Origin of the sequence: Duganella sp. 1224, assembly GCF_013408245.1 — a bacterium.
Lineage (GTDB): Bacteria > Pseudomonadota > Gammaproteobacteria > Burkholderiales > Burkholderiaceae_D > Rugamonas.
Genome location: NZ_JACBYS010000002.1, coordinates 1 through 13,304, shown reverse-complemented (window position 1 = coordinate 13,304; position 13,304 = coordinate 1). Strand labels below are relative to the sequence as shown.

Genomic DNA, 13,304 nt, shown 5'->3' with positions numbered 1-13,304 from the left:
GGTTTTTATTCGCTTGCCGCGGCGCTGCCGCCCTTGATCGAGAACAGGGGGGCGGCGCCCGGCGCCACATGCACCTCGGCCCAGTCCGTGGTCATGGTCACATGTCCCACATTGCCGCGCCACTGGATGGCCGGTTCGGCGTGCGCCGCCGGCGACGCCGGCGCCAGCGGCTGGGCGTCGATCAGCAACACCGTTCCCTTGTATTTTTCCGCCATGCCGCGCAACTGCTTGCGCACTTCGGCAAAGCCATCCTGCCGGGTTTGAAAACTGGGCAGCAGCGAGAAGCCTTCTTCCGCCGTCACGCCGGCGTCGCCGTCGGCGAACAGCACCAGCCCCTGCATCTTCTGCCGCTCGGCCAGCGTGAACAGGCGGTGCAGCCAGGCGCGGTTGGCCACCAGCCGGTCTTCAAACTCGCTGTTGCGGCCCGCTTCCGGGCGGTAGTGGTTGTTATTGGCCGGCAGGTTGATGGTGGCGAACAGCACCTTGCCGTATTCCCAGTGCGCGTTCTCGGCGTAGCTGCGGAACTTGGCGCTGGCCGACAGGCGCGTGACCTGCAGATGACGCCCGCCCAGTGATTCGCTGTCGACGTAGAACACTTCGCGCAGCCGGTTCAGGCGCTCGATGGCGTTGGAGCGGCCGGCCGAGTTGAGGCAGGCGCTCCAGTCGCTGCCGGCCAGCGACACGATCATCGGCGCCGCCGATTCGTTGAGCAGCTCGCGGCGCTGGGCGTACAGCTTGTCGCTGCAAGGCTCGGTGACGGCCTTGATGCCGGTGGCGACCACGAAGGCCGGACTGGTTTGCGCGACGTCGGCGATGGCGCGCTTGAGCGCCGCCTCGTCGCGCCCGTGCTGCAACGGGTGGCCGATGACGCCGAACGTGAAGCCGCGCGCGGCCGCCGCCGACGAAGCCGCCGCGGACGCGCTGGACGCGCCGGACGCTGGCGCGGCCTGCGCCACGCACGCCGCCGCCAGCGCCATCGCGGCGACGGTCAGCGTGTGGCGGCGCGCGCGCGGCGTCATGCTTGCGCCGCCTCCGTCAGGCGCTTCAGCTGGTACAGGCGGTCCAGCGCCTCGCGCGGCGTCAGCGCGTCCGGGTCCAGTTCGTCCAGCGCGGCCAGCAGCTCGCGCATGGCCGGGCAGTCGCTGGCGCTGGCCGGGGCCGGCGCGTCGACTTCCTCGTCATTGGCATCGATCGACGGCGCGGCGAACAGGTCCAGCTGCGGCGTGGCGTCCAGCGCCTGCGCTTCGAGGCGCGCCAAATGTTTGCGCGCGGCCTTGATCACCGGCTGCGGCACGCCGGCCAGTTGCGCCACTTGCAAGCCGTAGCTCTGCGAGGCCGGGCCTTCCTGCACCGCGTGCAGGAACACGATGGTGTCCTTGTGCTCCACCGCCGACAGGTGGACGTTGGAGGCGGTCGGATGGCTGTCCGGCAGCTGCGTCAGTTCGAAGTAGTGGGTGGCGAACAGCGAGAAGCTGCGGCTGGTTTCGATCAGGTGGCGGGCGATGGCCCAGGCCAGCGCCAGGCCGTCGAAGGTCGAGGTGCCACGGCCGATTTCGTCCATCAGCACCAGCGAGTGCTCGGTGGCGCCGTTCAGGATGGCGGCGGCCTCGGTCATCTCCACCATGAAGGTCGAGCGGCCGCCGGCCAGATCGTCGGTGGCGCCGATGCGGGTGAAGATGCGGTCGATCGGGCCGATCACCGCGCTTTGTGCCGGCACGTAGCTGCCCATGTAGGCCAGCAGCGTAATCAGCGCCACCTGGCGCATGAAGGTCGATTTACCGCCCATGTTGGGACCGGTGATCAGCAGCAGGCGGCGCTCGTCGACGAAGCGGCAGTCGTTGGCGATGAAACGCTCGATCTGGTTCTCCACCACCGGGTGGCGGCCTTCCTTGATGTTGATGCAGGGCGTGGCCACCAGCTCCGGCGCGCACCAGTTGTGGCGCAACGCGTGGTCGGTGAGGGCGGTCAGCGTGTCCAGCTGCGCCAGCCCGCGGGCAATGGTTTGCAGCGTGCCGATGAACGGCGCCAGGTCGCCCAGCAGCTGGTCGTACAGCATCTTCTCGCGCGCCAGCGCGCGGTCCTGCGCCGACAGCGCCTTGTCCTCGAACGCCTTCAGCTCCGGCGTGATGTAACGCTCGCAGTTCTTTAGCGTCTGGCGGCGGCGGTAATCGTCCGGCACCTTGTCGGCCTGGCCGTTGGTGACCTCGATGTAGAAGCCGTGCACCTTGTTGTACTCCACCCGCAGGTTGGCGATGCCGGTGCGGGCGCGCTCGCGCGTCTCCAGGTCGACCAGGTACTGGCCGGCGTTTTCCGACAGGCCGCGCAGCTCATCCAGCTCGGCGTCGAAGCCGCGCGCGATGACGCCGCCGTCGCGCACCATCACCGCCGGTTCCGGCATCACCGCGCGTTGCAGCAGATCGAGGCAGCCCGCCGGCGTGGCCAGGTCGGCGTTGATGGCGGCCAGCAGGCCTTGCGCGTCGGTCAGCGTGCGCTGCATGCCATGGCGCAGCGACGGCAGTTGCGTCAGGCCGTCGCGCAGCGCCGCCAGGTCGCGCGGACGCGCCGACAGCAGGGCGATGCGGGTGGTGATGCGCTCGATGTCCGGCACCTGCGCCAGCGTGTGCGACAGCGAACCGGTGGCATCAGCCTGCGCCAGCGCGGCGATGGCCTGGTGGCGCGAACGGGCCACGTTCTGGTCGCGGCGCGCGTGGTGCAGCCAGTGGCGCAGCAGGCGCGAGCCCATGGCGGTACGGCAGTGGTCCAGCAGCGAGAACAGCGTCGGCGACTCCTGGCCGCGGATGGTTTCGGTCAGCTCCAGGTTGCGGCGGGTGGCGGCGTCGAGGCCGATGAATTCATTCTCGGTTTCGGTGGTCAGCGTGCGCACGTGCTGCAGGCCGCGGCCCTGCGTCGACTGGGCGTAACGCAGCAGTGCGCCGGCGGCGCCAAAGGCCGCGCCCAGGCCATCGGCGCCAAAGCCGGTCAGCGTGGCCACCCCCAACTGGTCCAGCAGCGCCTTGTGGCCGCTGACCACGTCGAAGTGCCACTCCGGCACGCGGTTAACGTGGCAGGCGGTGTACTCTTCAAACAGCTCGCCGTTATCGCCGCGCAGCAGTTCGGCCGGGGCGATGCGTTCCAGCTCCTGCTGGATGCGCGCGTTGACGGTGTGGGCGTCGCCAGAGAACTCCATCAGGCGCAGCGCGCCGCTGGCCAGCGACAGCCACGCCAGACCGGCGGTGGCCACCTTGCGCTGGCTGATGACGCACAGCGCGAGCAAGGGGCGCTCGGATTTTTCCGGCAGCAGATCGGCGTCGGTCAGCGTGCCCGGCGTGACCACGCGCATCACCTTGCGCTCGACCGGGCCCTTGCTGGTGGCCGGGTCGCCGATCTGTTCGCAGATGGCGCACGACTCGCCGATCTTGACCAGCTTGGCCAGATAGCCCTCCAGCGAATGGAACGGCACGCCGGCCATCTTGATCGGCTGCCCGCCCGACGAGCCGCGCGCGGTCAGCGTGATGCCCAGCAGGCGCGAAGCCTTCTCGGCGTCATCGAAGAACAGCTCGTAGAAATCGCCCATGCGGTAGAACACCAGCATGTCCGGATGCTGGTTCTTGATCGCCATGTATTGCTGCATCATCGGCGTGAGTTTTTCAGCGGGACTGTTCTTGACGGCGGCGGCGTTGATTTCGTTCGGGACGGTGGTCATTGTTTCTTCTGGCGGTGCGATAAGTCTGGTTTTGCGGGAGCGTAAACCACTCCCGCGCGTAACCCATCATTTTACCGCTTTCGGCCGTCTGACTGGTGAAATCACACGCGTTGCGTGACGGTCTCGCCAAATCATCCGTAGCGCCAGGCCGCATGCCGTCACCAGCAGCGGCACCAGGGCCCAGGGAATCGCCCGCGCGCCGGCGCTTTGCAGCAGGATGCCGCCCAGCGCGCCGCTGGCGGCGAATGCCAGGTTGAAGACGGTCACCAGCATCGATTGCGCCGTGTCGGCATGGGCGCCGGCGGCGTTGGCCAGTGCGGTTTGCAGCAGCGTCGGCGCACCGCCGAAACTCACGCCCCATGCTGCGACGCCGGCATACACCAGCATCGGGCTGGACGTGCCCAGGCCGAACATCAAGGCCATCGCCGCGAACAGCGCGAGGTACAGCAGCATCATGCCGCTCAGGTGGCGATCGATCAGCAGGCCGGTGATCCAGACGCCGGCGATGGCGGCGATGCCGAAGGCCAGCAGCATCCGGTCCAGCAGTGGCGCCAGGTGCAGCTGTTCAAGAAACGGGGCGATGTAGGTGTACAGCATGTAGTGCGCCAGTATCCACAGCATGATGATGCAGAGCACCGGCTTGATGCCCGGCAAGCGCAGCACGTCGCGCAGCGGCGGGCGGCTGGCGTCCGCGTGGCCGGCAAAGTCCGGCACGGCCAGATGCACCCACAGCACAAGCGCCGCCGACAGCGCTGCCAACAGCGCAAATACGCAGCGCCAGCCGGCCAGCGCGCCGAACCAGCTGCCCAGCGGCATGCCGAGCGTCAGGGCCAGCGGAATGCCGGCCATGGCGACGGCCAGCGCCTCGCCCTGGCGCGACGGCGGCGCCAGGCGGCGCGCGTAGCCGGCCAGCAGGCTCCAGGCGACACCGGTGGCCACGCCGATGGCGAAGCGCGCGGCCAGGGTCAGCGCGTAGCTGGCCGAAATCGCAGTAATGCAATTGCCGATGAAAAAAGTCACCAGGGTTGCCAGCAGCAGCGGGCGTCGTCGGACGCGGCTGCCGGCCGCCGTCAGCGGGATGGCGGCCAAACCGCAGCCCAGCGCGCAACAGGTCACCAGCTGACCGGCGCTGCCTTGCGAGACGCCGAAGTCGTGGGCGATGTCCGGCAGCAGGCCGGCGGGCATGGTTTCGTTGGCGGTGGCGATGAAGCTGGTCATTGCCAGGGCCAGCAGGGCGCCGGCGGGCAGGCGGGGGAGTGTGGTCATGGTAGTCCTCGATACAGGGAGAGCACCGAGTGTAGGTGTGACAATGCGGATTGATAATTGGGCTAGAATTTGAATTATTTTCAAATCTGGATGAAGAATGGCGACTGACCGCTTGGGCGACATGCGTCTGTTTGTGGAAACCGCCGCCTTGGGCAGCTTGTCCGCCGCCGGCCGCAAACTGCAGTTGTCGCCGGCGGCCGCCAGCGCGCGCCTGTTCAAGCTGGAGGCGGCGCTGCAAACCCGGCTGTTCGACCGCACCACGCGGCAACTGAGACTGACCGAAGAGGGCCGGGTTTATCTGCACCATTGCCAATTGGCCCTGGACGCGGTGGCGCGCGCCGAGACCGTGCTGCAGGAGGGGCGGACCAGCATCAGCGGTAAGATCCGCATTTCGGCGTCGGCTGATTTCGGCCGTCATCTGCTCAAGCAGTGGATCGATGATTTCTGCACAGCCCACCCGCAAGTGAAAATTGCGCTGACCTTGTCCGACTCGCTGGCTGACCTGTTGAGTGACGATATCGACCTGGCCGTGCGTTTTGGCGCGCCGGCTGATGACAGGCTGGTGGCGCGCTGGCTGGCGCCCAACTGGCGCGTGCTGTGCGCCGCGCCGGCCTATCTGGCGCGCCATGGCGAGCCGTCCACGCTGGCGGATCTGGCCCGGCATGACTTTATCCTGCTGGTCACCGACCATGGCCCCCTGAACGAATTCCATTTCCAGAAAGGCGGCCGCCGCCAGCGCTACATGGTGCCCACGGAGCGCGCCTGGGAAACCAATGATGGCGCCTTGTCGCGCGCGTGGGCGCTGGACGGCAAGGGCATTGCCCGCAAGACCATCTGGGACGCGGTCGAGGACGTGCGTGCCGGCCGGCTCAAGGTGCTGCTGCCGGAATATCGCGTGGAGGAGGCCGGTGTACACGCGGTGCTCCACGGCGGCCGCTATCTGGCGCCGCGTGTGCGGGCCTTGCTTGATTTTCTGGTCGAGCGTTTCGCGCTGGTGGCGCAGGATGTGCTGGCCCAAAACTCTGTTATAAGTGGCGTTGCAAAATGATGAATGCCGGCGCATGATACTTCTATTTTGCCGGACATCCCATGCGCAAGATCCTGATTCAGACCACCATTGAGCCCGCCACCGAGGACTGGGCCATCCACCGCTTCAGCAAACTGGCGCAGCTACTGCGCGAGCAGCGCGATGCCGACGGCGCGCCGCTGTTCGAGGTGGTGGCGCGCGACCGCACCACCGGCGTCCGGCCCGATCCTGTCTTGGCCAGCCTCGACCACAGCGAGGTCGACGAGCTGTGGCTGATGGCGGTCGATGTCGGCGATGGCCTGGACCCGGCCGAGTGCGCGGCCATCGAGCGCTTCCGCCAGCGCGGTGGCGGACTGCTGGTGGCGCGCGATCACATGGATCTGGGCTCGTCGGTGGGCGGCCTGGACGGCATCGGCGCGGCCAACCACTTCCACACCAGCAATCCCGAGACCGATCCGCGCCGCCGCGTCAACGACGACACCGGCACCCCGGCGATCCAGTGGCCGAACTACCATTCCGGCTGCAATGGCGACTACCAGCCGGTGACTGTCTGCGCGCCGCTGCACCCGGTGCTGGCCGATCCGTCGTCGCCAACCGGCGCGGTGCGCTTTTTCCCGGCGCATCCGCACGAGGGCGCGGTCAGCGCGCCGCCCGGCCGGCCGGCGCGCGTCATCGCCCAAGGCCGCAGCCTGGCCAGCGGCGAGATGTTCAACCTGGCCGTGGCCTTCGAGCGCGAGGGCGGACGCGGCCGCGCCATCGCCGAAAGCACCTTCCATCACTTCGCCGACTACAACTGGGACGTGGAGGCCGGCTGCCCGGGCTTTGTCAGCGAGGCGCCCGGCGATGCCCTGCGCCGCCACCCGGCCGCGCTGGCGGAGTTCCAGCGCTATGTGGTCAATGTCGCCCACTGGCTGTTGCCGGCCTGAGCTCTGACTGTTGTTTATCCGCCATTCGTAAGAGGTTTATCGACCTCTTGCAGGAAAAGTATGCTAACTTTCCAAGTGAGTTTCGTATCATGTGTAACGTCGTGTACCGAAAACTGGCGAACTGACAACGGCTGATGCCGCCACGCTCCTCAACGCATGGCCAAATGAACACACTTTATTTGGCGATCAACGCATTTACCGGTGAAAAATCCGGTAAATCTGCGTAAAAAATCCTGTCCTCCCGCGCATTCTTAAAGCTGGCTTAATGCTGCCGTTTTTTTACATTCCGGCGGTGGCGGTGCGGCTTTTTGTCAACGCTGTCATTGGTGAAATCTTTCCCGCATGTTGTCATAGGACCCGACCTTGATACCGCTCAAGGTCACCCATGAAGTCGGCATGACTCACACAACAAATCGGGAATTTAAATGACCAAAGAAACCATTATCTCGCGCTCGCTGCGCGTGATGTTCTCCGGCACCGTGGCGCTCGGCGCCATCGCCGGCGCGCACGCGCAGACCGCGCCAGACGCACCCATCGCCCGCGTGGAAATCACCGGTTCGTCCATCAAACGCGCGCAGGTCGAAGGCGCGCTGCCGGTGCAGACCGTGACCCGTGAAGACATCGCCAAAACCGGCGCCACCAACACGGAAGAACTGCTGAACAGCATCACCGCCAACACCGCGGTGGGCGGCAACAACACCGCCCAGGGCGCGGGCTCGTCGACCTACGGCCTGGCCTCGGCCTCGCTGCGCGGCATTGGCGCCAGCAAGACGCTGGTGCTGGTCAACGGCCGCCGCCTGGCCAACTTCGCCACCGACGGCACGACGGTCGACATCAACTCGATCCCACTGTCGGCAGTGGACCACGTGGAAGTGCTGAAAGACGGCGCCTCCGGTCTGTACGGCTCCGACGCCATCGGCGGCGTGATTAACTTCATCCTGCGTAACAACTTCAACGGCGTCGAAGTGACCGGCTACGGCAGCGGCACCAAGGACGGCGGCGGCCGCACCACCAAGGCCTCGATCATCGCCGGCTTCGGCGACTTCGACGAAGACCGCTACAACTTCACCGTGTCGGCCGATGTGGCCAAAGAGCAGGCCATCTACGGCAGCCAGCGCAGCTACGCCAAAACCGGCTGGAACAACAACGGTTTCCGTGATGCGTCGGCCACGCCAAGCGGCAACCTGAGCAGCTTCGATCCGGTCACCACACCGAACGCCAATGGCGTCATTCCGAACGCGCTGAACACCATCGGCAAGAATCTGGGCAACCCGCTGAACGCCAACAACGGCGCCAACTGCGCCGCCAATGGCAGCGCCTATGACGCCAACTACGGCACCTGCCGCTATGACTCGGCGCCATTGGTGCCGCTGTTCCCGGACGTGACGCGCGCCAACGTATCGGCCAACTTCCGCTTCAAGCTGAATGACCAGAACGAATTCTTCGTCGAAGGCTTCCACTCGGAACAGAAGACCACCACCAACGAGCAGTCTTCCCCGTACAACGCCAACTTCCTGTCGACCGACAACGCCTTCGGCCCGGCCAATGTGTACCCGGCCATCATCCTGTCGCCGAGCAGCCCGTACTACCCATCGTCCTACCTGGCCGCCAATTACCCGTCGGTCAATGGCCAGCCGGTCACGGTCAGCTACCGCGCGGTGGATGGCGGCGGTCGCTCGCACATCGACAACGCCAAGACCAACCACCTGGTGATGGGCTTCCGCGGCACCGTCAAGGGCTTCGACTACGATGTGGCCTACACCCACAACTCCAGCAACGTCAGCGAAGACACCGTCTCCGGCTACCAGTCGCAACTGGCGCTGGTCAAGCTGCTGAGCAACAACAACGCCTTCAACCCATGGGCTGCCCAGCAGTCGCCGGCGCTGGCCCAGCAGATCTACGCCACCAACTACGTTGGCAACATGATTAACTCGACCCTGAGCAATGACGCCATCAACGCGCGCATCTCGGGCGACCTGTACCAGCTGCCAGCCGGCATGGCCAAGTTCGCCGTGGGCGCTTCGTTCACCGACGAAAAGCTGGACCTGAACCCGTCCACCGCCTTCCAGTCGGGCGACATTTCGGGCTACGGCGGCCAGACGCTGCCGCTGTCGGCCTCGCGCAACTCGTCGGCCGTATTCGCCGAAGTGGTGGCGCCGATCGTGAAAGACCTGGAAGCCGACCTGCAGGTCCGCACCGACCGTTATCCGAACGCCACTTCGACCAATCCTAAGGTCAGCTTCCGCTATCAGCCGCTGCAACAGCTGCTGGTGCGCGCATCGTATGGCCGCGGCTTCCGCGAACCTAGCCTGCCTGAGCTGCTGAACCCGGTGTCGCTGGCGACCACCGGCAGCTTCACCGATCCGAAGACCGGCACCTACGGCCAGTTCAACCAGCTGATCGGCGGCAACGCCAACCTGAAACCGGAAAAATCGGAACAGAGCTCGGTCGGCTTCGTGATCGATCCGGTGCCTGGCGTGTCGGTGGCCATCGACTACTGGAAGATTAACGTCAACAACCTGGTCACCTCGCTGGACCCTGAGTTCATCGTCGACCAGGCGCAGACCAACCCGGCCTACGCCGCCATGGTGCAACGTGATTCGGCCGGCAACATTACCCAGATCACCAGCACCAACCTGAACGCCGGCGGCCTGAAGACTGCGGGTATCGACGTGGACGCGCGCTGGACCATCGCCAAGACCGCCAACTACGGCACCTTCTCGACCCGTCTGAACGGTACCTACACCACCAAGTACGATGAGACCCTGCCGGACGGCAGCGTGCAGCAGAGCGTAGCGCGCACCATCGGCGCCGACGGCCTGCCGCTGAACGCCGTGTCGCAAGGCGGCATCATCCTGCGCTGGAAGCATCAACTGGCGCTGGACTGGAAATACCAGAACTGGGGCGTCAACCTGACCCAGAACTACCAGTCGGGCTACTACGATGCCGCCCGCGCCGATTCGGCCACCGGCACCGACGCTGTGCACATCGGCGCCTTCTCGACCTGGGATACGCAAGTGGCCTACACCGGCATCAAGAACCTGACCCTGCGCGCTGGCGTGAAGAACCTGTTCAACCGCACGCCGCCGGAAACCATCGGTCTGGGCAAATACTTCCAGGCAGGTTACGACCCAACCTACTACGACGCGCACGGCGCCACCGGCTACGTGTCGGCCAGCTACAAGTTCTAAGCTAGCGTTGTGTTCAAAAGCCCCCGGCAGCAATGCCCGGGGGCTTTTTTTTTCGCCGGTCCATATCGAAAGGGCATGGCTGGCGGCATTTTCGTCATGCCTGCGCGCGGCGGCTTTGCACTAGCATAGGCGCATGAAAAAAATTCTGATCGCATTGCTGCTGGCCGCCGCCAGCGCCCATGGCGCGCCCTTCGTCAAAGGCGCCGACGTCGGCTGGCTGGCGCAGATGGAGGCCAGCGGCTACAAGTTCTATAACAGTCAGGGCAGGGAAGAGGATTGCCTGCACATCCTCAAGGACTATGGCATCAACACCATCCGCCTGCGCACCTGGGTCGATCCCTCCAGCGACCGCGCCAGCGGTCACAACAGCAAGGACGAGACGGTGGCCATGGCGGTGCGCGCGCAGCAGATGGGCATGCGCATCATGCTCAACTTCCACTACAGCGATAGCTGGGCCGATCCGCAGCAGCAGCGCAAGCCGGCCGCCTGGGCGGGCCACGATTTCCCGCAACTGCTGCGCGACGTCCACGACTACACCTACGACGTGATGCTTGCGCTGAAGCAGGCCGGCGTCACGCCCGAATGGGTCCAGGTCGGCAACGAGACGCCGACCGGCATGATTTATCCGGAAGGCCACACCGACAACTGGCCGCAACTGGCGCAACTGATCAACCAGGGCTACGCCGCCATCAAGGCGGTCAGCCCGACCTCCAAAGTGGTGCTGCATGTGGACCGCGGCAACGACCGCCAGCGCTTCCGCAACTGGTTCGACCAGGCCACCGCGCACGGCGCCAAATACGATGTGATCGGCATGTCCTACTACCCGTACTGGCTGGACGGGCGGCCCGACTACACCGCCTCGATCGACGACCTCGGCGCCAACCTGGCCGACATGGCGGCGCGCTACGGCAAGGAGGTGATGGTGGTGGAGGTCGGCGGCGAGGACAGCCGGCCGCAGAACACCTACGACATGCTGGTGGCGGTGCAGCGCAAGGTGCGCGCGGTGCCGGACCACAAGGGCCTGGGCGTGATCTACTGGGAGCCGCAGGGCGCGCGCAGCTGGAGCCACTACGAGCTCAGCGCCTGGGGCGCCGATGGCCGCCCGACCAAGGCGCTGGAGGCATTCCGCGCCGATTAACCGAGCTCGCGCGCCCGCGCGCCCAGGCCGGCGCCGGCGCTGTGGATCGCGAAGCCGTTGCGGCCGGCCGCCTTGACACCGTACAGCGCCTGGTCGGCGGCGCGCATCAGGTCCTCGGCCGTGGCGCCGTCGCTGGCGATGGCAATGCCGATGCTGGTGCGCACCACGCGCTGCGCGGCGCCGAGCGCGAACGGCGCCTGCATCACCTCCAGGATGCGGTTGCCCAGCTGGTCCATCTCGGTGTCGCACGACAGTTGCTCGAACACGATGACGAACTCGTCGCCGGCCAGCCGCGCCACGGTGTCGGCGGCGCGCACGGCCGTGGTCAGCCGCCGCGCGAATTCCTTCAGCACCTGGTCGCCGGCGGCGTGGCCGAGGGTGTCGTTGATGTCCTTGAAATGGTCGATGTCGAGGATGGCCAGCGCCAGCGGCTGGCCGGCGCGGGCCGCGCGCGCCAGCGCCTGCGGCAGGAAGGCGTCGAACATGCGGCGGTTGTTGAGGCCGGTCAGCACGTCGGTGGTGGCCAGCCGGTGCAGCTCATCCTCGGCCTGCGCGCGCCGTTGCGACAGGCCGTAGAAGGCGCGGCTCAGGTGGCCGAATTCATCGCGCCGGTCGACGTCGAACACGGCGATGCCGGCGCGCCCGGCGCTGATGTCCTCCACATGCCGGTGCAGCCGCGACAGCGGGCGCAGCAGCTTCTTGGTGATGGCCCAGCCGAACAGGCCGGCGCAGGCGGTCAGCACGGCCGCGCCCAGCAGCGCGCGCAGCCGCACCTGCTGCATCGAGGCGAAGGCGCTGCGCATCGGGTAGGACAGGGCGATGGTCCAGTCCACCTCGCGCAGGTGCTTGTGCACCAGCAGCACCGGCACGCCGTCGTCGAGCAGGCCGTCCTGCCAGCCTTCCGGCGTGTGCAGCGTGGCGTCCAGCAGCGTGCCGGGGGCGTCGTCGCCCTTGTCCAGCAGGCGTGCCTTGTCCGGGTGGTGCACGGTGGCGCCGTTGCCGGCGACGATGAACAGATAGCCGTCGGCGCCGGCGCGCAGCGCGTCCAGCTGGGCGGAGAACGACGGCCGCAGCAGGTCGATGGCGCCCAGCACGATGCCGGTCAGCTTGCCGTTGGCGTCGCGCAGCGGCTGGGTGATCACCACCACCGGCCGGCCCGACAGCGAGCTTTTGAACGGCGCCGAGATCACGCCTTCCTGCAGGCGCAGCGTGTCGCGGAAATACTCGCGCTCGGCGACGTTGACGCGGCGGCCGTTGCGGTCGCGCAGATTGGCCACGGCGTTGCCGGCCAAATCGAAGGCGTTGACGTTGAAGAAGCTGTCGCGCAGCGTTTCGTGCGCTTCCAGCAGGTCCTGGATGCCGCTGAGCGGCAGGCCGCGGTCGTTGATTTCCTCGCCCAGCGCGCGCAGCAGCTGGCGCTTGTTGTGCAGGTCGTTGTCGATGAAGGCGGCGGCGCCGGTCAGCAGCGACAGTTCCTGGCGGGCGATCACGTCGCGCAACTCGGCTTCGGCGATCAGCAGCGAAATGCCGCCAGCGCCGATGCCGGCAAACAGCAGCAGCGCGATGACCAGCGCGCTGATCTTGAACTTGAAGCTGTAGAAAAAGCCTGAGAGCGGCCGCATGGTGACTCCCGCGACATGGGAAATCCAGTATAGCGCTACGGTCCGGGGCGGCATGCCCGCTTACTTTCGAAAATTTCGACAATAAGCCAGGAAATTTTCCGCTTTTTGTCGCCCGCGCGCTCAAGGATAATGCATTTCAACGCAGCGCCAACAAGGCGCAGTACCAATCGAAATTTTTGAATTTACGGAGAATACATCATGCCTACCGCCATCGCCCAACCAGGTCAAACCCTGCTGAACCCGACCAACCACACGCTGATCCTGATCGACCATCAATCGCAGATGTCGTTCGCCACCAAGTCGATCGACCCGGTCCAGTTGCGCAACAACGTGGCGCTGGTGTCGAAAGCAGCCAAGGAATTCAAGGTGCCGACCATCCTGACCACGGTGGCGGAAAAATCCTTCTCCGGCCCGATCTTCAACGAAATCAA

At 66.1% G+C, this 13,304-nt stretch carries 8 protein-coding genes and 1 pseudogene; 5 read left to right on the top strand and 4 right to left on the bottom strand.

Features of this window, described 5'->3' with window-relative positions:
- Positions 1-5: 5 nt before the first annotated feature.
- The 3 genes from FHW58_RS12100 to FHW58_RS12090 form a co-directional block, all read right to left on the bottom strand.
- Positions 6-1,019, bottom strand: coding sequence for a hypothetical protein (locus FHW58_RS12100; protein ID WP_179673411.1), 1,014 nt, complete (start codon positions 1,017-1,019; stop codon positions 6-8).
- Positions 1,016-3,703, bottom strand: a complete 2,688-nt coding sequence (gene mutS, locus FHW58_RS12095; RefSeq protein WP_179673410.1) for a DNA mismatch repair protein MutS — start codon at positions 3,701-3,703, stop codon at positions 1,016-1,018. Before mutS ends, FHW58_RS12100 begins: the two co-directional genes overlap by 4 nt.
- Before the next feature lie 66 nt (positions 3,704-3,769).
- The gene (locus tag FHW58_RS12090; RefSeq protein ID WP_179673409.1) at positions 3,770-4,969 is read right to left on the bottom strand and encodes an MFS transporter; all 1,200 of its coding nucleotides are present in this window, start codon (positions 4,967-4,969) and stop codon (positions 3,770-3,772) included.
- A gap of 97 nt (positions 4,970-5,066) precedes the next feature.
- On the opposite strand from FHW58_RS12090, the gene FHW58_RS12085 reads away from it, so the two are divergent.
- From FHW58_RS12085 to FHW58_RS12070, 4 genes are all read left to right on the top strand, one after another.
- Complete coding sequence (locus FHW58_RS12085; protein ID WP_179673408.1) at positions 5,067-6,017, top strand: LysR family transcriptional regulator; 951 nt, start codon at positions 5,067-5,069, stop codon at positions 6,015-6,017.
- 41 nt (positions 6,018-6,058) lie between these two features.
- Complete coding sequence (locus FHW58_RS12080) at positions 6,059-6,922, top strand: hypothetical protein (protein WP_179673407.1); 864 nt, start codon at positions 6,059-6,061, stop codon at positions 6,920-6,922.
- A 425-nt stretch (positions 6,923-7,347) separates the two neighbouring features.
- Positions 7,348-10,113, top strand: coding sequence for a TonB-dependent receptor (locus tag FHW58_RS12075; RefSeq protein ID WP_179673406.1), 2,766 nt, complete (start codon positions 7,348-7,350; stop codon positions 10,111-10,113).
- A 133-nt stretch (positions 10,114-10,246) separates the two neighbouring features.
- Positions 10,247-11,251, top strand: coding sequence for a glycosyl hydrolase 53 family protein (locus FHW58_RS12070; protein ID WP_179673405.1), 1,005 nt, complete (start codon positions 10,247-10,249; stop codon positions 11,249-11,251).
- Here FHW58_RS12070 and FHW58_RS12065 read toward each other — a convergent pair.
- Positions 11,248-12,873, bottom strand: a complete 1,626-nt coding sequence (locus tag FHW58_RS12065) for a diguanylate cyclase domain-containing protein (protein WP_179673404.1) — start codon at positions 12,871-12,873, stop codon at positions 11,248-11,250. The genes FHW58_RS12070 and FHW58_RS12065 overlap by 4 nt on opposite strands.
- Before the next feature lie 198 nt (positions 12,874-13,071).
- On the opposite strand from FHW58_RS12065, the pseudogene FHW58_RS12060 reads away from it, so the two are divergent.
- Positions 13,072-13,304 (top strand): annotated as a pseudogene (locus tag FHW58_RS12060) (hydrolase); the annotation flags it as partial.

Excerpts from the sequence above, each read along its gene's own strand:
- FHW58_RS12100 (WP_179673411.1), bottom strand. The coding sequence starts at position 1,019 with ATGACGCCGCGCGCGCGCCGCCACACGCTGACCGTCGCCGCGATGGCG.
- mutS (WP_179673410.1), bottom strand. The coding sequence starts at position 3,703 with ATGACCACCGTCCCGAACGAAATCAACGCCGCCGCCGTCAAGAACAGT.
- FHW58_RS12090 (WP_179673409.1), bottom strand. The coding sequence starts at position 4,969 with ATGACCACACTCCCCCGCCTGCCCGCCGGCGCCCTGCTGGCCCTGGCA.
- FHW58_RS12085 (WP_179673408.1), top strand. The coding sequence starts at position 5,067 with ATGGCGACTGACCGCTTGGGCGACATGCGTCTGTTTGTGGAAACCGCC.
- FHW58_RS12080 (WP_179673407.1), top strand. The coding sequence starts at position 6,059 with ATGCGCAAGATCCTGATTCAGACCACCATTGAGCCCGCCACCGAGGAC.
- FHW58_RS12075 (WP_179673406.1), top strand. The coding sequence starts at position 7,348 with ATGACCAAAGAAACCATTATCTCGCGCTCGCTGCGCGTGATGTTCTCC.
- FHW58_RS12070 (WP_179673405.1), top strand. The coding sequence starts at position 10,247 with ATGAAAAAAATTCTGATCGCATTGCTGCTGGCCGCCGCCAGCGCCCAT.
- FHW58_RS12065 (WP_179673404.1), bottom strand. The coding sequence starts at position 12,873 with ATGCGGCCGCTCTCAGGCTTTTTCTACAGCTTCAAGTTCAAGATCAGC.